The sequence below is a fragment of the Paenibacillus pabuli NBRC 13638 genome (assembly GCF_001514495.1).
Taxonomy (GTDB): domain Bacteria; phylum Bacillota; class Bacilli; order Paenibacillales; family Paenibacillaceae; genus Paenibacillus; species Paenibacillus pabuli.
On sequence record NZ_BCNM01000006.1, the window covers coordinates 56,319 to 76,139 of the forward strand.

20 protein-coding genes are annotated in these 19,821 nt (G+C 46.2%); 14 read left to right on the top strand and 6 right to left on the bottom strand.

Annotated elements, in window-relative coordinates:
- Nucleotides 1-19: 19 nt before the first annotated feature.
- A complete protein-coding gene (locus PPA03S_RS10165) occupies nucleotides 20-211 on the top strand; it encodes a hypothetical protein (RefSeq protein ID WP_062322399.1) in 192 nt (63 codons plus the stop codon).
- A 149-nt stretch (nucleotides 212-360) separates the two neighbouring features.
- Nucleotides 361-993 (top strand): hypothetical protein, encoded by a 633-nt coding sequence (locus tag PPA03S_RS10170; RefSeq protein WP_157284057.1) that lies wholly within the window; start codon nucleotides 361-363, stop codon nucleotides 991-993.
- 298 nt (nucleotides 994-1,291) lie between these two features.
- Here PPA03S_RS10170 and PPA03S_RS10175 read toward each other — a convergent pair whose 3' ends face one another.
- Nucleotides 1,292-2,155: a LysR family transcriptional regulator gene (locus PPA03S_RS10175; protein ID WP_062322409.1), complete on the bottom strand. Its 864-nt coding sequence runs from the start codon at nucleotides 2,153-2,155 to the stop codon at nucleotides 1,292-1,294.
- Between the two features lie 261 nt (nucleotides 2,156-2,416).
- Here PPA03S_RS10175 and PPA03S_RS10180 point away from each other — a divergent pair, with 261 nt between their 5' ends.
- Nucleotides 2,417-3,460, top strand: coding sequence for an alkene reductase (locus PPA03S_RS10180; RefSeq protein ID WP_062322769.1), 1,044 nt, complete (start codon nucleotides 2,417-2,419; stop codon nucleotides 3,458-3,460).
- Between the two features lie 138 nt (nucleotides 3,461-3,598).
- Here PPA03S_RS10180 and PPA03S_RS10185 read toward each other — a convergent pair whose 3' ends face one another.
- Complete coding sequence (locus tag PPA03S_RS10185) at nucleotides 3,599-4,903, bottom strand: MFS transporter (RefSeq protein ID WP_245683575.1); 1,305 nt, start codon at nucleotides 4,901-4,903, stop codon at nucleotides 3,599-3,601.
- Nucleotides 4,904-4,938: 35 nt separating this feature from the next.
- A complete protein-coding gene (locus PPA03S_RS10190; RefSeq protein ID WP_062322413.1) occupies nucleotides 4,939-6,180 on the bottom strand; it encodes an ATP-grasp domain-containing protein in 1,242 nt (413 codons plus the stop codon).
- 217 nt (nucleotides 6,181-6,397) lie between these two features.
- On the opposite strand from PPA03S_RS10190, the gene PPA03S_RS10195 reads away from it, so the two are divergent.
- Both PPA03S_RS10195 and PPA03S_RS10200 read left to right on the top strand, forming a co-directional pair.
- Nucleotides 6,398-6,961, top strand: coding sequence for a hypothetical protein (locus PPA03S_RS10195; RefSeq protein WP_062322415.1), 564 nt, complete (start codon nucleotides 6,398-6,400; stop codon nucleotides 6,959-6,961).
- Nucleotides 6,958-7,368 (top strand): DUF2000 family protein, encoded by a 411-nt coding sequence (locus tag PPA03S_RS10200; protein ID WP_062322417.1) that lies wholly within the window; start codon nucleotides 6,958-6,960, stop codon nucleotides 7,366-7,368. Before PPA03S_RS10195 ends, PPA03S_RS10200 begins: the two co-directional genes overlap by 4 nt.
- A gap of 62 nt (nucleotides 7,369-7,430) precedes the next feature.
- Here PPA03S_RS10200 and PPA03S_RS10205 read toward each other — a convergent pair whose 3' ends face one another.
- Nucleotides 7,431-8,636, bottom strand: coding sequence for an MFS transporter (locus tag PPA03S_RS10205; protein WP_062322419.1), 1,206 nt, complete (start codon nucleotides 8,634-8,636; stop codon nucleotides 7,431-7,433).
- A 307-nt stretch (nucleotides 8,637-8,943) separates the two neighbouring features.
- Here PPA03S_RS10205 and PPA03S_RS10210 point away from each other — a divergent pair, with 307 nt between their 5' ends.
- On the top strand, nucleotides 8,944-9,519 hold the full coding sequence (locus PPA03S_RS10210) for a TetR/AcrR family transcriptional regulator (RefSeq protein WP_062322420.1): 576 nt from the start codon (nucleotides 8,944-8,946) through the stop codon (nucleotides 9,517-9,519).
- A 102-nt stretch (nucleotides 9,520-9,621) separates the two neighbouring features.
- Here the strand turns inward: PPA03S_RS10210 and PPA03S_RS10215 are convergent, their stop codons facing one another.
- On the bottom strand, nucleotides 9,622-10,746 hold the full coding sequence (locus PPA03S_RS10215) for an LLM class flavin-dependent oxidoreductase (protein WP_062322422.1): 1,125 nt from the start codon (nucleotides 10,744-10,746) through the stop codon (nucleotides 9,622-9,624).
- A 269-nt stretch (nucleotides 10,747-11,015) separates the two neighbouring features.
- Between PPA03S_RS10215 and PPA03S_RS10220 the strand changes: the two genes are divergently transcribed.
- The 4 genes from PPA03S_RS10220 (at nucleotide 11,016) to PPA03S_RS10230 (ending at nucleotide 14,762) form a co-directional block, all read left to right on the top strand.
- A complete protein-coding gene (locus tag PPA03S_RS10220; RefSeq protein WP_062322424.1) occupies nucleotides 11,016-12,407 on the top strand; it encodes a hypothetical protein in 1,392 nt (463 codons plus the stop codon).
- Between the two features lie 266 nt (nucleotides 12,408-12,673).
- Nucleotides 12,674-14,059 carry a helix-turn-helix domain-containing protein gene (locus tag PPA03S_RS10225; protein WP_062322426.1) on the top strand — a complete coding sequence of 462 codons (1,386 nt, stop codon included), beginning with the start codon at nucleotides 12,674-12,676 and terminating at the stop codon, nucleotides 14,057-14,059.
- Between the two features lie 131 nt (nucleotides 14,060-14,190).
- Entirely contained in the window at nucleotides 14,191-14,361 is a 171-nt protein-coding gene (locus tag PPA03S_RS32235; protein ID WP_157284060.1) for an aspartyl-phosphate phosphatase Spo0E family protein, read from the top strand.
- Nucleotides 14,362-14,573: 212 nt separating this feature from the next.
- Nucleotides 14,574-14,762, top strand: coding sequence for an aspartyl-phosphate phosphatase Spo0E family protein (locus PPA03S_RS10230; RefSeq protein WP_062322428.1), 189 nt, complete (start codon nucleotides 14,574-14,576; stop codon nucleotides 14,760-14,762).
- A 23-nt stretch (nucleotides 14,763-14,785) separates the two neighbouring features.
- Here the strand turns inward: PPA03S_RS10230 and PPA03S_RS33255 are convergent, their stop codons facing one another.
- Nucleotides 14,786-14,947: a hypothetical protein gene (locus PPA03S_RS33255; RefSeq protein WP_167666008.1), complete on the bottom strand. Its 162-nt coding sequence runs from the start codon at nucleotides 14,945-14,947 to the stop codon at nucleotides 14,786-14,788.
- 89 nt (nucleotides 14,948-15,036) lie between these two features.
- Here PPA03S_RS33255 and PPA03S_RS10235 point away from each other — a divergent pair, with 89 nt between their 5' ends.
- The 4 genes from PPA03S_RS10235 (at nucleotide 15,037) to PPA03S_RS10250 (ending at nucleotide 19,764) form a co-directional block, all read left to right on the top strand.
- Nucleotides 15,037-16,860: a sensor histidine kinase gene (locus PPA03S_RS10235; protein ID WP_082704082.1), complete on the top strand. Its 1,824-nt coding sequence runs from the start codon at nucleotides 15,037-15,039 to the stop codon at nucleotides 16,858-16,860.
- 5 nt (nucleotides 16,861-16,865) lie between these two features.
- The gene (locus PPA03S_RS10240; RefSeq protein ID WP_062322430.1) at nucleotides 16,866-17,633 is read left to right on the top strand and encodes a response regulator transcription factor; all 768 of its coding nucleotides are present in this window, start codon (nucleotides 16,866-16,868) and stop codon (nucleotides 17,631-17,633) included.
- Between the two features lie 103 nt (nucleotides 17,634-17,736).
- Nucleotides 17,737-19,032 (top strand): ABC transporter substrate-binding protein, encoded by a 1,296-nt coding sequence (locus PPA03S_RS10245; RefSeq protein WP_062322432.1) that lies wholly within the window; start codon nucleotides 17,737-17,739, stop codon nucleotides 19,030-19,032.
- Between the two features lie 27 nt (nucleotides 19,033-19,059).
- Nucleotides 19,060-19,764, top strand: coding sequence for a beta/alpha barrel domain-containing protein (locus PPA03S_RS10250; RefSeq protein ID WP_062322434.1), 705 nt, complete (start codon nucleotides 19,060-19,062; stop codon nucleotides 19,762-19,764).
- The last annotated feature ends 57 nt before the right edge of the window (nucleotides 19,765-19,821 follow it).

Sequence of the window (19,821 nt, forward strand, 5' to 3'; positions counted from 1 at the left end):
ATAACCAGAGAGGAGAGGAATGGAAGGCATGCTAGTAGTAGCCACCGTTATCGCTGTAATTACAGGAATGATATCGCTGATCCATATTCTGTTTGGTTTAAAGGATTTAGGGGAAGGCATGAGACTGTTGGTCAACATGTCAGAGTTTTTATTTTTTCTCTCCCTGCTGTTTATTTTGGTGAGATATAAGAAAAATAAATCGGATTCATAAAGGCTCAATATAGCTGTAATGGTTCATTAAGATGGCAGTTGAGCCTGTTGTTACTCTATTGAGTTAGTCGTCATGAATTGGATTATTAAACCATAAGTGGTAAGGTGGATATATAAACTTTTTGATTTTACTTGGCTAAAAGGAGGAGTATGATGCGTAAATATTCAGGGTTAGCAGCTGCGATGGTACTCTCGTTCGTATTGATTACAGGTTGCAGTAATTCTCCTGGGGATGAAGGGACGAAAACTGAACCCGGTGTGAATACAACATCCGGGCAGGAAGGTTCATCTGGCAATGGAGGAGGGAGTGTGACCGAGGGGACTACGGAGGTGTCACAGGCTTCGGAGAGTGATGAGAAAGCAATGCTCATAACTGCCAACCAATACAAAAAGGCTGAATTCACAGTGGACGAATATGATGAGGAGCATACAATGACGCGAGAGGCATTGGAGGCCAAAGGAGATGTTCTGAAGCCGTTCCTGACTTCAAAATATTATGTTGCAAAGATGGCTGATCGTAATATTGCCTTGCCCCTTCAGGTAGCGAACAAGGAGAGCGTTACACTGCACCCGGAAGATATGAATTTCAGCGTGAAGGAAAATAGAGGAGACTCGCTCCTGATCACCTACACGTTAAATCTGATCCTCACCGATAAGAACGGCAAGGAAGCGCGGAACATTCCGCTCGAAGGAGACATTACGTTCCTTCAGGAAAATAATCAGTGGCTCGTACAGGACGATACCTACAATATTAAGGAGCTTCAGAATCTGGTGTATAAGTAAGTGCGGGAATAAGGGTGATGAGTAAGAAAATTGCCAACGAATCGTAGACGCGAATTATTGCTTCGCTCTGTATGTATTTCCGTAGGTTTCTACTGGAATAACGTCGTTGTGGTTCTTTAGCCTGTGCATTCCCTGGTAATCCTACCTAATAAGGTGCAACCAGTTCCGTTAGCGCCGTAAAAAACAGAGAGCTGTGGCATTACTATACCAGAAGAGAGATGCGAAAGTTCGCATCTCTCTTTTTTTGCTCCCAGCACTAAATAAGCAATGAGCAGATACAGGAAAGCTAAATTTTATTTCAAAATGTAATGCATTTCTGATTCAGCAGCTTCACAAATCGATCCAGTGCGCTGCTAACATATCGATCTTCACCCCGAACAAATGCTGTTGTCGTATGTGTGAGTCGATCGGCCAAATCATGCACGGAAAATGCATCCGGGTTCTTGTGAATCACGCTGCACGGCATAATGGTAAAAGCAATCCCTGATTCAACACAGCTAAGCAGGTTATCCATCGTGCTGACTTCAATCATATTTCGAGCAGACAAACCCTCTTCCTGCAAAAACTCCTCCGCAATTTCACGGTATGGACAGCCTTGGGGAAAAACAACCCACGATACCTGACACAGGCTTTCGGGTGGTACGTCCATCCGTTTGGAGATGATATGCACCGTGTCCTGCATTTCATATTCCACCTTCAGCCCCTCTTTCACACAAGCGCCACTAATAAAGGCACCATCGATCTCATACTCCTGTATTTTCTTGCGCAGCACTTTGGGTGAAGTGGCATTAACAAGTGAGATGGAAACCTCGGGATAGGTCACTTGGTATTCATTGAGAATCTCCATGAATCGGCTGGATGCTGCTGTCTCTACAATTCCGATTTTTAACGCGCCTGAAGGTTCACCGGGATCAGTCATATCCTGCTCCAGATCGTATAACAGGTCACGGATGCGTGTTGCATACTGGACAAACTGTTCTCCCTTGGAAGTCAGCACCACCCCTTTGGGAAAGCGTTTAAACAACTGTACCTGATATTCCTGCTCCAGTTTTTTGATGCGTGTGGTGACGTTGGATTGTGCGTAATTCAATTCTTTGGCGGCCTGCGAGATTTTACCTGATCGTGCCACCGCGAGAATAATATCGATATCCGAAAGTTCCATGACTCTGGCCTCCTGATTACTTTTATCTATATAAGTTCCACTAATGGAAATTTACAATGGCACTCCGATGACAGAACAACCTTCCGATCGCTGTTATCCCCAGATTGTTTAGTTAGGTATCTCTCTGAGAGATACATCTATATATTTCAATCATTTTACGATATATATATGCCGGCTTACAATATCGTTATCAACAGCGCATTTTAGAGCGATGGAATCATGCAAAATACCGATAATGAAGAAGGAGTTGTGATGAGAATTATGTCTACATTACTGAGCCCGGTGACGATCAACGAATGGCATTTGAGAAACAGGTTGGTGATGGCACCTCTTACCCGAGGGTTTGCCAATGAACAGAATGGTACGGTGACGGATGAGATGGTGGCATATTACGAGCGGCGTGCCCGGGATGGTGTGGGGCTGATCATTACAGAAGGTATCATCCCTTCGCTTGCAGGCAAAGGCACCTATGGCATTCCCGGATTATATACAGCAGAACAGACCGCTTCATGGAAGAAAGTAACGAATGCCGTCCATAAACACGGAGGGACCATCATCGCTCAGCTGTGGCATGTGGGCAGACTGTCTCACTCGGATCTAATCGGTACCGCTCCGATGGGACCTTCCGACCTTCAGGCGCAGGGAAGAGTCCACAAACTGCATAAGCCATATCAGATACCTCAAGCCATGAGCTTGCAGGATATCCAGACCACCATTCAACAATTTCAAATGGCTGCCCGTAATGCGGTACTGGCTGGATTCGATGGAATTGAGCTTCATGCCGCGCATGGTTATCTGATTGATCAATTTATCAACGAGAAGACGAATCACAGAACGGACGAATACGGAGGCGATATCCAGGGGAGATTGCGTTTTCTTCGGGAGATCATTATTGCAGTCCAAAAAGAAATCAGCGTGGATCGCATATCGGTACGATTTTCCGAGAAAAAAGATGATGACCCTTCCTATGTCTGGGCAGACAAGGCTGGAGTGCTGAACGCCTATCTGAATCTGTTCCGCGAGACAGGCATTACAATCTTGCATCCTTCAACAGATCAATACACCAGAGTCTGGGAGGGGGAACACAATTTCCATGAGGCGGTTCGCCAGCAGTGGGAAGGTATCATCATTGGCGTAGGGGATCTTGAGGCGAAAATAGCAGAGCAGGCTGTGCAAAATCGGAGTATTGATTTGGCAGCGTTCGGCAGACCGTTTATCGCCAATCCCGATCTGGTGCAAAAATTGCGTACGGGGCAGCCGCTGGTCGAGTACGATGCCAATGCACATTTGACTGTGTTGGTGTGAATGTAGAAGGAAAAGGGCAGAAGCTGATCCTGTGGATCAGTCTGCCTGTTGTTTAACGAATCGTATACAAAGTCGTCTGTTTTCGATGCTGACCATGGTTGACTGTCTTTAATGCAGCAGCAACTTGCGGAGGAAGGGTCAGACGCTGTTTGATTGATCCAGCAGCTCCATTTCGCTTTTCCTGATTGAGCTTTTTTCAATATACCCAAGAAGGATCATGCACAACGCATAGACCAGACTGAAGGCCAGAATAATGATCCATACACTCTTCATATCCATGTTTTTGATGAAAATGCCTGTCAGATATGGACTAAGTGTGTAACCCAGACAACCTACGAATAGCAGCAGGCCGTTAAACCGTCCCTGATGTGTATCGGGTACACGCGCAGCAATATACAGATTGATATTGGTCTGCACCAGTATCTCTCCAATGGTCCACAGCACCGTGGATAGGGCGACGATGGAAAAATGGGGGAAGTAACCGAGCAGGTTCAAGGCACCAAATCCAATTCCATAGAAAAGTGCGCCCATAGCTATGGAGTTCAGGGCAGTTAATTTGCGTGTAGCGGACAGAATCAAGGTGGTGAGAATGATGACGCTAATGGCATTAATGGTCATGACTGAACCGTAATAAGCTGCCCCATTCTCCCCAAACGAGTGATTCATCTGGAGCGGGAGGCTAAAGGAGTATTGCATATAGATAAAATAGTTAAGGAATGATACGACGATAAAGAAGGCAATAAGTGGATTTTTCATCAGCAATCTGAATAACGGCGAAGGCGGTTGGCTCGATAGTTGTTGTTCAGCATGTGGGCTGCCTGTTGACGCCACTGCCTTGTGTGCGCCGACCTTGACCTGGTTGATGATGATAAAGGTGGATATCAGAAATACGGTGCCGATACTTATAAAGACGATGTTGACGTGGTCCTTGATGAAAAAACCGGCGATCAGTGGTCCGATGGCGATCCCCAGATTGGCCCCCAAATACATAAGGGAGAAGGCGGATTTGCGCTCTTTCTCCTCTGTACACAGTTGAATAATCAGTGCATTATAGGCAGGCCGGGTAATGCTGATGAAGAACATGACTGCAATCAGAAGATAACCAATGGTAATGGTGCCTGACCAAAAGGAACAGCATATAATCAGGAGGGCAGACAACGATTGCCCGATGACAATGATTGTCTTTTTGCCCATTAGATCGCTTAAATATCCGCCGAGAAGTACACCGGGACCGCTAATCAGGGCTGCCATGGATACAAAGATCCCTGCACTGACCACATTCATTCCCATCTGTAGCGTAAGTACCAAGGTAATCAGGGAGAATACAAAATCTCCGGTGCTGTTAATCGTTCTGGCTAGACAGAGATAATAGATAGTGCGGCTCAAACCTGCGTATGTTTTGAATAAAGACAATAATTTCAGCCCTCCCCAGATCAGCGTCACTCCAGACAAAAAACAGTAAGGCTCCTACGTACTTTTTATACCGTTTCGGCAACCGTCACTTCAATCTTGAAGCGATCGTACATATCCAGCAGGGTTTGACGCAATCCCTCGAACGAATCTCCCTCTACGATGGCAAACCCTGATCGGGTCATGGTATCGTTTACGTCCCCGGCGTGCTGCCCCACTTGATAGGATACATTGAATTCAATGATGCCAGGGATATCCTCATAATCCTCTATCCCGGATATGCGTTGAATCACTCCTGCGCGTGAAGGAAAGCAGACCATGCCTGTGAATTTACAGCTCGTCTCCTGCTGCTTAAATTCATATATTCCAACCTCCAGATCGGTGACGGCTTCGAAGAAATCAACGCCATGGGTGTTCTTGATACAAGGAGGCATAACATGTGACCCCCCGATTCTTGCCCCAACTTCTCCAAATACCACTTCTCCTTCCGGAGTTAGAAAAAGTTCAGCATGTGTTACGGATTGATTGATGCCCAAGGCAGCAATGACCTGTTCATTGACTTCCTTGATGTGAGGGATAAAATCAGCTTCCGTGCCTTCAGGAAATGTAATGCTGGCCGGAGGTTTCTGCTTCGTCGCAATATCCAGACAGTTATACAGGTATTGGGAAACGGATGAAAATACCACCTTGCCCTTGGACACAATGGAATCACAATGAAACTCCGTACCGTGGATGAATTCCTCCAGCAGATCCCTTTGCTGTGCATGTCTTGTATGGTGAAGATAATGTACCAGTTCATCCATGCTGGACAATTTGAACGTATTGATACTGCCATATCCGCTGAGTGGCTTCACAATAATCGGGAACCCGTGTATCGCAGTGAAACGAATATAGTCCTGTTCATGTAGGGCAATGGCAATTTCGGATGTCCGAATTCCGCGTTGATGAAGCATTTGTTTCATAATCCATTTGTTGCGGACAGCCTCAGCCTGATTGCGCTGCATACCTGGGATGCCGAATTCGGAGCGGAGCTGACCCCCGATCTCAATGGCATTTTCACCCGGAGTTAACAAAGCGGAGATGAAATGGGATTCTCGGATCTGAATGATATGCTCCCGGATGGCGTCCACGGATTCCAGATGATCGACATATCTAATTTCATCAAAAAAGTCCCTGAGCACCTCATCATGATGCAAATTATGCCGTTCAATAATCAGAATTTTCTTGTGATCCGTCCATTTTTGCAAAGGTTTAACGAAATTTAATCCAGTTGGAAGCCTGAAATCAGATATGTATACAATCGTTTTCATACGCTCTCATAAATCCTCCCTCAACGAAATACTAAAAATAGAAAAAATACATTTCATAACATTATAGCTCAACATTTTCCATTTTCAATACCCTTTTTAGCGGGAAATATGAACGGAAATACATATTTTTGTTACGTTAAAGTGTTAATTGACAATAGGAATTTTTTGGTATACGATCTTTAGCGGATTAGAAATAAAAAGGAGGATATAGAAATAAATGGAGATTACCAAAGGCAAATATGCCGTACTGGGAACATTGGGAGACGATGAAGGATTCCTGACTTGCAGCATGCATATCGCGAAGAAGCTCAATAATTCTGAACGAATCAAGCCATATCCCGAATTTGAGGCGGCTGCAGAAGACTTGAGATCAGGGGTAATATCCTGCCTGCTGGTCCCCGGGGCGTATCCCAAGCTCAACAGCTTCATCATGGATTCTGAACTAGCGGTGTCTGAGAGCTTTGTGGAGAAGATTCCTGCGCTGGTTCTATCCGGCTGCCATGCGGTATGTCCCGATCAGATCGACATTATCTATCATCATCCAGCAACCACATACCTGTTATCTGAACTTGATACAACCTATAGTGAGAACAGCACCGTATCGTCCAACCCTGAAGCCTGCAGAAAGGTTCTGCACAACATGGAGAAGTCCATTGCGCTCACGAATCAGCTCTGCGCTGATCATTACGGGTTAGTGACCTATAAGGTATTACGTGAGGGAATCAACATGCCGTGGGTATGTTTTACCCAAAATACACAGAGGGTGAATGCAGTCATATGAAGAGAATTGCTATTATACTGGATAAAAATCTGGAGCCGGGAGCCGCGGCTAATGTGGCTGCCCTATTGATGGGACAAGCAGCCCTGAACGAACGGGGGTTATATGCTGATCAACCTGTACTCGATCAGAGCGGGGTTCAGCATGCAGGCATACAGTACAGTACGGTCATTCTAAAGGCAGGGGGGAATCAACTGATTAACCTGGTCAATTCCTGCTCGGATGACAGCGGAGGATTGAGCCATGTTGTTTTTTCACAGACAGGCCAATCGCTCAACAATGCCTTTGAACAATATGCGAGTGAGATTGCTTCGATGGCATTGGAAGCCACCAAAGTGGTAGGGGTCATTGTGTGGGGAGAAGATGAAACGGTTCGGGCAGCGACCAAAAAATTCAGTGTCATGAAATAAGGGAAAAGGGCAGAAGCTGATCCTGGAGATCACTCTGCCCTTCTTTACATATGAAAGGATGCTTAAGAGTTGCTGACGACAGCAGCTTTCTTTTCGGTTAAGTAGTATACGAGTGCCAGCAGAGGCATCACCAGACCAATCAAAGTGGTGAGACTCCAACCCCCATGCGCATAAGACCAGCTGCCAAGTGAGGATCCAATCGCGCCCCCGATAAAAAAGATCGACATGAAGATCCCGTTTACCCGTCCTCTTGCTTCACTTAATGAATAGATAATACGCTGCCCCAGCACCAGATTACCCGAGACCGCCATGTCGAGCGTGATGGCAACGATCACAAGAAGTACAAGGGTAGCGGTAGAGTGACCCTGGAACAGATAGGCGAGCCCAAAAGAACCAGCCGCGATAACCATGGCGAGTCCGGTTAATATGCGGGTAAAGCCTTTATCCGCCCATCTTCCGGCAATGGGTGCTGCAACGGCGCCTCCGACGCCAGCCAATGCAAACCATGCAATTCCTTGCTGGGACATGCCATACTCATTGGCGAGCTGCATGGGAACTGTAGTCCAGAACAAGCTGAAGGCGCCAAACAGGCTGGCCTGATAGAGGGCTCGGCGGCGGAGCATGGGAAATGTTTTTAACAGGGAACCCAATGACAGGATTAATTGTCCATACTTCATCGCCGGTTGGGGCTGACGTGCAGGAAGTGCGCGTGACAGGAGCAAGGTTAACAATACGATAATGATTGCGGAGAAGACAAAGACCGCTTGCCAGCCGAGCAGACTTGTAATAAAACTTGCGACAGGGCGAGCCAGCATAATGCCCAGCAGCAGGCCACTCATCACATTACCGACCACCCGTCCGCGCTGCTCCTCCGAAGTGAGGTAGGTGGCGTAGGGAACCAGAATCTGTGCAACGACGGAACCAATACCGATGAAGAGGGAAGCAGCCAGAAATAATATGGCATTGGGAGAGAAGGCGGCGGCAATCAATGCAACGACCAGAATGATGAGGAAAAAAGTGATCAGCCGCTTATTCTCCAGAATGTCACTGAGCGGTACGATGAACAGCAGGCCAATCACGTAACCGATCTGTGTTAACGTCACAATCAGTCCGGCAGCAGCAGAGGAAAGCCCTGTTGTCATGCTGATCGGTCCTATAACCGTCTGAGCATAGTACAAGTTTGCCGCAAGTAGCCCGCATGCCGCGGCCAAAAGTAAAATCAACCAGCTTGGAACCGGGGTTGTCTTCACATCGTTTTGCAAATGCATGATTATCATCCTCCAATTTTTATGTTAATGATCCTTAGTACCCTAATGGTTCCACTCACACCATGACCGATCAGGCGTCCAAACCTTTGCGGTACTTTTTATGGATTCACTAATTACTAAACGATTCGTTTACTAATTACAAACATATAATAAACTAAACGTTTAGTATTGTAAATAGGCGATAGGAATTTTTTGTATGTCGAAGTAAGGTAAGAACGAAATTGTTTAATGTATCGGTGTTTTAGTATAATGAACGTACAGTTTTTATGAATTAGAGATGCATTTGTTACACCAAGGAGGGCTTATGATGACAGCCAAAAGAGGGCGTCCCCGCAATGTGGAAACCCAGAATGCGATTCTTGCAGCTTCCTATGAATTATTATTGGAACACGGCTTCGGAGCGGTTACGATCGAAAAAATTGCTGAACGTGCTAAGGTGAGCAAAGCAACGATATATAAATGGTGGCCCAATAAAGGGGCTGTCATTATGGATGGGTACATGTCTGCGGCAACGGCAAGATTGCCTGTACCGGATACAGGATCGGTATTCGAGGATGTGCGCATTCATGCGAGCAATCTGGTTGATTTTTTGATCAGCCGGGAAGGAAAAGTGATCACACAAATTGTTGGAGAGGGTCAGTCTGATCCAGGGCTAGCAGAAGAATACCGAACCAGATACATCCAGCCTCGTCGGCGTGAAGCGTGGGGAATTTTTGAAAAAGGTGTAGAACGGGGACAGTTGAAAAAGGATTGTGACATCGGACTGTGTATAGACCTCGTCTATGGAGCGATGTTCTATCGCATGTTGGTGACTGGCGAACCGTTAGATACTGATTTCGTGCAGCGTTCGTTGATCTCATTGTTTGAAGGTATTAAGTCTTGATCATAGAGTAGGCATCTTGGAGGAGGAGTAAGGTGATTCGTAAGAATCACCCTGGATGCTAGAAGCTTTTGGATGAATGGGGAGTGCGTGGAGAACGGAGAACTACACCTGGAAGATGGGTGAGATGGCTGGGGGCCATGAATCGGGAGAATGCGAAGTGGAAGAGGGAAGTGACTGATTCAAGATCGGGGGCTCGTTCCATATGAAACTGGGGATTTCACGTCGTAACACGGGCGCTACATCTTGGGCGAAGCGTTCTACCTGCTCCAGCTGCTCTGCATGGCTGAGTCCATCCACGCTGATGCTCAGTACCTGATGTCCATATGCGGCATGGTAATTGAGGATCTTCTCAATGACCTGCTCAGGACTACCAATGAGTACAGGGCCATGCGCAATGTTATCCTCCAGGTCCTTAAAGGGTGACTGGTTGTGCTGCGCAGCGGCCGTAGCATGAAAGGCCTCATAATAAGGCGTATAACGACGGATCGCCTCTTCGCGTGTATCGGCGAGGTACAGGCTGCCTGCCCCGGAGCCGACCACTGCTTGGCTCGCATCATGGCCATAATAATCGAGACGCTCTCGGTAATGGTCAATTAACGCTTTATATTTTGCCTGCGGGTGGAAGGAATTTGAGCTAAATATCGGTTCGCCATACTTAGCTGCAAGCTCGGTAGAGCGGGTGCTCGATGCGCTGCCATGCCAGATCGGAATGGATTGCTGGAGCGGTCTCGGCTGAGTGGTAACCTCTCGAAGGGGAGGGCGATACGTTCCCTGCCAGGTTACATTCTCTTCAGTCCACAGCCGTTTCAGCAGTTCATAGCGTTCACCGAGTGAATCCCATTGCTCCTCTTCGCTAATGCCAAACAGTGGATAGTGCCGAGGATCATTGCCTTTCCCGATAATCATCTCCAGACGTCCGCCCGATAGTTGATCCAGCGTGGCATAATCCTCCGCAACCCGTACCGGATCAAGTACACTGAGAACAGTGACGGTTGTGAGCAGCCGGATGCGTGAAGTGGCAGCAGCGACAGCGGTCAGTACAACGGGTGGTGAGGAAGACAGAAAAGGTGCACCATGCCGCTCACCAATTCCATATGCATCGAATCCCAGCCGTTCAGCTAGCTTGGCTTGTTCCAGAATGTTGTGGAACTTCTGTTGTGTTGTGAGAGCTTCTCCGGTGACCGCATTGGGCAGATTCATCATGAGACTAAACAAGGCAAATTTCATCTAACCTACTCCTCGGACTGGAATGGAAAAGCATCTGTGTTGTTTAATCCCATGGAAATAGTAGGATATTTAAGTTGGAATTAACTTTACCATGTTGCAAGGCATTCTTCTAATGGATTTTTTCTATAAGGCGGAATAAAGTCGATTCTCCCTGTAAATATGTGGAGGAAATTGCCACGATTTTTATTGACCGCTGTAAAATTTAGGATTAAAATTGTGCATATCATATAAATTCAAATTTATGGATTTTCATTGTGGAGGTGGGAGACATGGAACCTACAACTACGATACGCTCACATATTGAGGACTACATCAGGAAACAAGGGTATACCCTTCAATACTTTGCCGATATATCGGGCGTTAACGCGGGAACGTTAAGTGCGATCATCAAAGGGACAAGGCCCATCGCCATGGCTCAACTCGATCTGATTACAGAAGGCATGAAGCTGGAAGAGGGTCATTTCTACGAAATATACGGCGCTGAATGTTTCGTGGAGTCTGCCCCGCATTGGAGAAGGCTAGAGCCGTTTCTGCAGCGTTGTGCCGAGCTGGACAAGCTCGAATGTATTCAGAGGGTAATCCAGCAAGTGACGGATGATCGTTCGTATATTTCGGAATTGTTCGAGATGGCAGAAGGCATGCTTGAGCGGGGACAGAAGAGGGCGGCACGCATGTTATATGAATGTGTGGCGGAGTGCGAGAAGTATCAACACTCGGAACGCCTCGCGTTGTGCCAGTATCGCATCTTCACACTTTCGCTGGGTCAGGATCAGCATGAGAATCTAAGGGCGGCAGTTCACTTCGAGCCGTATATTAATCGGCTGGATGAAGAGCGACAGCTCGATGCGATCAAGGATCTGGCTAATACATATTTGGCTTTGAGATATTGGGACAAGGTGTCCGATCTTGGGGGAGAGCTTGAACAGAAAACAAGCTTCCTGAACTCTTATAAAAAGAGAAAGTCGGAAACTCTAAGAATTGCATCTTATCCTATTTTTGTATATTCCGCATATTCAAATTTGCTAAGAGCAGCCGCATGTGATGGAAGGGAAGAATACTCTGAAGCCCTCCGATATACTGAGGCGTACTCTAAATTAATTAGAATTGAACAACCGAATGAGGAAGATCTCATATTCATTAATAAGTTTAATGGATGGGCGGAGGTAAACCATTACTTATACAGACTTATGATGGGTGATTCTGAAGTCATACGGCCTTATATTACTTTTATTGAAAAGAATGAGGCAGAGATTTTGCCTGCATTAGTTAAAATAATGGAAGCTGCAAATCATCATAATATGGATGTTGATACAGTCCTTCAACGGTTTGACTCATACATTTCAATGTACGCCAAAACTTATGGGGATATTGGAAGTTATACGGAACAGATTACGAGTGGAAGATACGTGCAATTTCTAAAAGAAGTCGCGATATACCAACTTCAGAGGGAGAGATACACAAAAGGATTTCAGTATTTATTAAATTGTTTGACATTAGCCCAAAGTATGAAGAGTGAATCCATCATTATACAGTGTGTAGGTCTGTTTGAAAGACATAGAGTCAGAGCTTCGATAGAATTAGAAATTAAGTATAAAACTTTAATTGAGGAGGTTTACAGTACTTATGAGAAAGAAAGCAGTTTTGATCGTAGTTTTGTTTAGTGCTGTTTTATTATTTACTTCGTATCCTCAACCTATTCCCAACAATTCTATAATGTATAGTCCAAGCACTCATGGTGGTGCAGGATTGTAATTGCATTGCATCATATTTCAAATTTCCAAACCAAGTAAGCGGTATTGATCCTACCTTAGGACTATACTGCTTTTTATTTTATACAGATTGACCATTGTAAAATACAGGATTAAAATTACATATTATTATAACTTATTGAATTGTTAAGTAAGTATGGTTGATGGAGGTGAGGGATTTGGAACTTGCACCTACGATACGCTCGCGTATAGAGGATTATATCAAGGAAAAAGGGTACAAACTTCAACAATTTTCTAACATCTGTGGGGTTAATGTTGGTACTTTGAGTGCCATTTTAAAAGGCAGCAGACCTCTAGCTATGAATCAGTTGGATCAAATTACGTCTGGAATGGGGCTTGAAAAGGGATACTTCTATGAGATGTACAGTGTGGAATGTTTTGTGGAAGCCGCACCTCATTGGAGGCGTTTGGAACCGTTTCTGTATCGCTGCGCTGAAATTAACAAGCTAGGCTGTATTAAAAAGGTGGTTTATCAGGTTACAGATGATCGATCCTATATTTCAGAACTGTTTGAAATGGCAGAGAATCTGTATTCCAAAGAAATGAATGAAGCAGCGCTTATTTTATATGAATGCGTAGCCGCAGGTGAGAAATATCAGCACTCGGAACGGTTGGCGTTATGCCAGTACCGTATTTTTTTGCTTCATAAAACAATGAGCAAGTTCGATAATTTAGCAGCAGCGGTCCAATTGGAACCCTATATTGAGAAATTGGATGAAGAAATACAACTGGATGCTGTTAAAGATTTAGCGAATGTTTATAATACAATACATCATTGGGATAAGGTTTATGAATTGGCCGAAGAACTGGAACGAAAAGTTGATTTTCAACTTGAACTTCAATCTCGAAGACGCAAAAATAAAAAAAGAATTGCCTTTTACCCCATATTTACATACAAAGCATATGCGAATCTATTGAAGGCAAGTGTATGTGAAGTGCGTAAGGAATATGAAAAAGCTCTGGAATATACAGATGTATACGTGAACATTATTGAAATTTCTAATCCAACGGAAGAAGAGCGAGAATTAATAGAACGTTTCAAGGGGTGGGCTGAGGGGAATCGGTATTTATACCATTTGATGAATGGGAATTATGAGGTTATTGAACCTTACCTGAATTACCTTGACGCTAATCCGCATGAGATTTTAACAGCATTTGTGAATATTGTTCAGGCAGCTAACCAGTACTCATTGGATATTGATTCTGCATTGGATAGATTCGATCCTTATATTAAACAATTCAACACGGATATGCATTTAAAAGGGACGTACAATATGCAAATGTTGAATCATAGATATATACGTTTTTATTATGAACTAGCGAAGTACAGGCTCAACCAACAAAGATACGCAACGGGGATTGACACGTTACTCACGAGCCTGGAGCTCTCATCATCAAGTAACGATGACCTAATGTCTATTAAATCTATTGATTTATATGGTAAATTCAGAAGTCATGTAACGAACCAGCAGGAAGAACAGTACAATAGGTTAATAGAGGGCCTGAGCTCACAAAATTTTGGGAGTAGAATTAAAAATGTATAACCACTGAGAGGCGGTATGGCTTGACGCAACCATCCGTTCTAAAAGATCTAAAAACAAAATTTTGCAAAGCATTCGATTATGAATTTTTAGATAAATGTACCCTAAAATAGGTTGAAAAAGGGGTGCATGCTGTGAGAGGAATCAAGCAGATCAAAGATCAAATCGAGCAGAACCGCCAAGATTTGCAACGGTTGGTGTTGAAGCATGGCATGCATGATAATAAAGTTCTTCAGCAGTCTATGGTACTGGACGAACTAATTAATAAATATAATCGAATTAAAACAAATAGGGGGATTAATTGAATCTGTTGATAGTATTATGAAAGGCGATATGTAGACGGATGAAGAAATATAAATCTACATATTGTAGTTGTGATGAATTTCACGGATTAATGCAACAAAGTTGATTTCTGAAAGTATACCCTTGCAAACAAACATTTTAATTTGCAAAGGAATATAATATGAATTTTTTGGCAATGTATCCTAAAATATTTTAAAAAGAGGGGGTGCATGCTGTGAGTGAACCGAAACAGATCAGAGACCAAATCGAACGGAACAGGCATGAGTTGAGTCGTTTGGCGGAGAATCATGGCATGCAAGACAAACAAGTCCTTCGACAGTCCATGGTACTGGACGAGCTTATTAATGAATATAATCGTTTTAAATATAAAAATCGTTTCCGAAACAGACAGCCGATTGCATAATGCAGTCGGTTTTTCTGTCTGGTTCAACAGATGGGTTCGACAGATGAATTCAGCGGATTCGTTCTATAGAAATAGCGTAGTCGACTGTAGCGATACAGTCGGCTTTTTGCGTTCACCCGGAAGCCAATGCGACCAACTTGAAATTCCGTACCAATCCCATGCTTGGCAGGATAGCCAATGATCATTAAAACTGGATATGATGACCCCAGTTATATCCAGATTGATCTGCGAAGGGGACTCATACAATGATCGGGAGAGGGAGGGATGAACGGAAATGATGGACAAAGTACAGGGTTATCTCGGAAGAAGCATGAACCTGCGCACCAAGCTGCTCCTGTTGTTCCTGGCACTGACGCTGCTGCCGCTAAGCTCGCAGGGAGTGGTGAACTACCTGCACTTCTCGCAGACGATGGATCGCAAGACAGAGCAGTTCACCATTGATATGGTTCGTCAGATTAATACCAATCTGAATCGGCTGTTGAAAGACTTTGAGCGGTTGTCGCTCTTGCCGCTCTACGATCAGATGGTACTCCGTATTCTGGGTAAGTACAATGCTCCGATGGGATCGGGAACATGGGCAAGGTCCGATGATTATTTGAAAATGAAGCTCTACACGTCCGGTCAAGCGTATGACCGACCGGAAATTCGTGGAATCCATCTAATCAGCAACAGCGGTATCCTGTTCTCCAATCTGGATTCGCTGGCCGTACATCCGGTATGGGACAGCAGGCAGGATGACTGGTTTGCAGAGCTTGACGGCTCGGATGGGGAATGGAGTCTGCTTCCTCCGCATGAACCCAGCTATTACACGGGTGGTCATGAAGAATCCTATATATCGGTGGGCAGGGTGCTTCGTGACCCGGGTACGCTCCAGCGATTGGGTTACGTTCTGATCGACATCCGGCTGGAAGCCTTCGGTCAGCTGTTGTCCAATCTGAATTTTGAGCAAAATGCAAGCCTGATGATTGTCGATAGAAAGCGGCGTCTCCTGTTCGAGCGGACCTCAGCCGGAGGGTTGTCCGCGTACGACCAATTGTTCACGCGAGGACAGCTTCGAGGCTATGCGGGAAATCAAAAGGTTGTACTGGATGGGCATCCCTATCTCTACGTACAACACCCCTCCAGCTATTCAGGACTTTCGGTGATCAGCCTTACACCTATTGCCGTTATTCAGAAGGAGTCCGGCGAGATGCTCACGTTTACGTTTGGATTCGCTGTGTTATGTATGGCGGCGGTAGCCGTTCTCGCGGTTCTCATATCCTATCGCATAACGAGGCCGCTGATTCGATTGAAGCACCATATGATTCGGGTGGAGCAGGGAGATTTTAGCCAGCGGGTAGCGCAATTCAGCAATGATGAGTTCGGACAGATTAGCCGGGGCTTTAACCGGATGATGGAAGAGATCCATCGCCTGTTCAATGAGGTGTTTTTACTGGGTATTCGGGAGCGGGAGGCAGAATTATCAGCATTGCAAAGCCAGATCAATCCCCATTTTATATACAACACGCTGGAGTCCATCAACATGATGGCCGTCCGTCAGAAACACGTTGAGGTGTCTGACATGGTGACAGCGCTTGGCAAGCTGCTGCGTTATACGATTGATAAGGTGGACCGGATGGTTCCACTTGGGGAAGAGCTGGCATTTGTACAATCCTATGTACGTATTCAGCAGGTACGTTACGAAGGCAAGCTGGAGGTCATCTATGACATTGAAGAAGCAGTAACGGAGTGTTTGATTCCCAAGCTGATGCTGCAGCCGCTGGTAGAAAATGCGGTCTACCACGGCGTTGAAGGACAGGAAGATGGGGGAATGATCTGGATATCTGCCTTAAAATTCGATCAGGAACTGCTGATTAGTGTACGAGACAACGGCAAGGGTATGACTCAGGCAGAGATGGATGAGTTAAATGAAGCTATCTCCAGACAGCCTGCCAATGAGGCATTACGCGGCCACGCCGGGGACAGTCTGGGGCTTAACAATATCGCTCAAAGGCTACGCCTCATATATGGAGAAAGTGCGAGTCTAAGCATCGATGGTAGTCCCGGACAGGGTCTGGTGGTCACCATATCCATTCAACTTCTACCGAAAGGGGAATGAAGCGCATGTATAAAATATTGCTGGTAGAGGATGAGACGGTCATCCGTCAGGGACTGAGAGAGCTGATTGTACAAGCTTCTCCGCAGTTCGAGGTGTCGGGTGAAGCAGCGAGCGGAGCCGAGGCGCTGGATTTTCTGAGATGTGAAGTGCCTGATGTGTTGATCACGGATATTCGCATGCGTGAAATGGACGGATTGTCATTAGTGTCGAAAGCAAGAGACATGTACCCTGAACTGCTGATGCTCATCATCAGCGGTTATGGTGAATTTGAATATGCACGAAGAGCGATGGAATACGGAGTGTTAAACTACCTGCTGAAGCCGATCGAACGTCATGAATTGGCATTATGCATCCAAAAAATACAATTGCTGCTGGATCGCAAATACGGCATTTCAACCCTTCCAAACACGGAGACATTCGGAAAAGCAGAGCACGCTGGTGGAGATATGCGGAAGATTATCCGAGATGTGAAGGAACATATCAGGCAGCATCCCGATGGGGATCTGCGGCTCCAGACGGTAGCGGCTCTTGTTAACCTGAATCCCACCTATTTAAGTCAGTTGTTCAAGAATGAAACGGGCACCAACTATTCCGAATACATCGCTGCGGCACGTATGGAGCGGGCCAAGTGGCTGCTGATCAACACAGGTCTCAAAATCTACGATGTGGCACGGTTGTCCGGGCATCAGAGTCCCAAACACTTCATGCTGGTGTTCAAGCAGCAGGTGGGATGGACAGCAGGGGAATATCGAGACCGATTCAGTATTTCTTGAGAAACCATACCATTTCTGTAGTTGACGTGATTTATGAGGGAACGATGCTTTCGTTATACTTTGGTTGCACATGTATACCACTACGTCCATAAGGGGGATTTCCATGAAAAAAGCAGGACTTATGCTAATGCTCTTAGTCATGATCATTGCTTTAATCGGGTGCACAAGCTCCAATTCTGGCAGTGATCCTGGCAATGCGGCTGGGGAGAATGGAGAGGTGGAGCTGAAGTTCATGATGTGGGGCAATCAGGCACATATGGATGTGTACAACAAGCTGATTGATGGCTTCACGCAGGAAAATCCAGGCATTAAGGTAACGATGGAATCGGTACCTTTCGCAGAATACCAGCAAAAAATTTCGGTGCTTGCCGCTGGCGGCTCTCTGCCGGATCTCGCCTGGGTATCGGAGCGGATGGTGCCACAATTCAAATCCAATCACATCCTGGCCGATGTATCCGAGTTCAAGGATGACGCACAGTTTAAGCTGGATGATTACATTCCAAGTACATTGGATTTGTTCCGTGATGGCGATCAGCTGCTGGGACTGCCTTTTTCCACACCTCCGGTGGTCATGTTCTACAATAAAACGCTGTTCGACAAAGCCGGCTTGACCGACCCGAATACACTTGCCAGCCAAGGGAAATGGACATGGGAACAGTTCGAGAAGTCCGCCAAGGCGATGACCAGCAAGGAGGCTGCCAACCGGATCTATGGTGCCAACTTTTTTCGCGACTGGAAGACCTGGGCTGTGCTTTCCTCATACGCCTGGTCTAACGGCAGCGGCCCGTTCGACGAAGGCATGACAAAGTTTACCTGGAATGATGCCTATGGCGTACAGACCTTAGAACTGCTGGAGCGCATGATGTTCACCGATGAATCACACCCGAAAGCGGGCGAGCAGGTCAGCTTCGATGCTGGCAATGTGGGCATGTTCTTCGATAACTACAGCTATGTCTCCAAAGCAAGGGAGATTAAGGATTTTGAATGGAGCATCGCTCCGATGCCTTCCGGTTCACAGGGCAGCGTACCGATGCTCGGGCAGGCTGGGTATGCCATGTTCAACGACAGCAAACATCCGGAGGAAACGAAGAAGCTGTTGAAGTATTTTGCCAGTGAGCAGGGGATTCAGGCGACGGCCACCTACTTTGTACCTCCGCGTACCTCTGTACTGAATTCCGATGCGTTCATTAACCAGCCCAATAACCCAAGCAAGGAGCATATTGTGCAGGCAGTGATTGATGAAATGCCGAAAGCGCGCTTGATTCCCGGTCATATCCGTTGGCAGGATATCGACAATGCAGTGTTGCAGGGATTTGACCGATTGTTTGCCCGTTCCGCGACAGCCGAGGATAATCTGAAACAAATGCAGGAAGAGATCCAAAGTTTGCTGCAACCATAAATAATTTCATAAAAGCTGGAGGTGAGCATGATGGGCAAATTCAAGGAATTGCTTGAACAGAAGTCGCTGTCACTGGTGGTCAGTCTGCCCGAGAACGATCTATCTTTGGCCCGGGCAGCAATCGAAGAAGGCGCTGATGCACTGAAGGTACATTATAATGTCGGTCATCGCGCCAGCGGGAATCATTTTGGTCCGCTGGATAACTATGCCGAGGTGTTTCGGGCGATCCGCAGCGAGTATGGTGGCCCACTTGGGGTCGTACCATCCGGCAGTATTGATGGAGCACGGAGGGAGGATGTGGAACGCCTTGCGGGGCTGGGTTTTGACTTCTATTCCATCTATGCCCATCACCTTCCGTCCTTCATGCTGGATGACCTGGGGCTGGACCCAACGTTTGCGATCAATGACGAATATGAACCATCCCTCGTATCGTCGGCAGCATACTTCGGCTTCACTGCTCTGGAGGCATCCATTGTACCTGGAAAAGAATATGGTACACCGCTCAGCTTCGCGGATGTGCTCAAGTATCGCTTTCTGGTCTTACAAGCCCAGGTACCGGTATTGGTTCCTTCCCAGCGAAAGCTGGTGCCGGAGGATGTTCGGGTGCTGCGCGATACCGGGGTAAAGGCGATCATGCTTGGGGCGGTCGTGACTGGCAACACGGAGGAACAGCTGCGAAGGGCTGTGAACGGGTTTCGAAATGCGGTGGACCGTCTGAGCCCTACGGACTAATCAGTGAGGGGGACACCCTTTATTAATGTTCATTCGTTCTAACGAATCGAGCACACG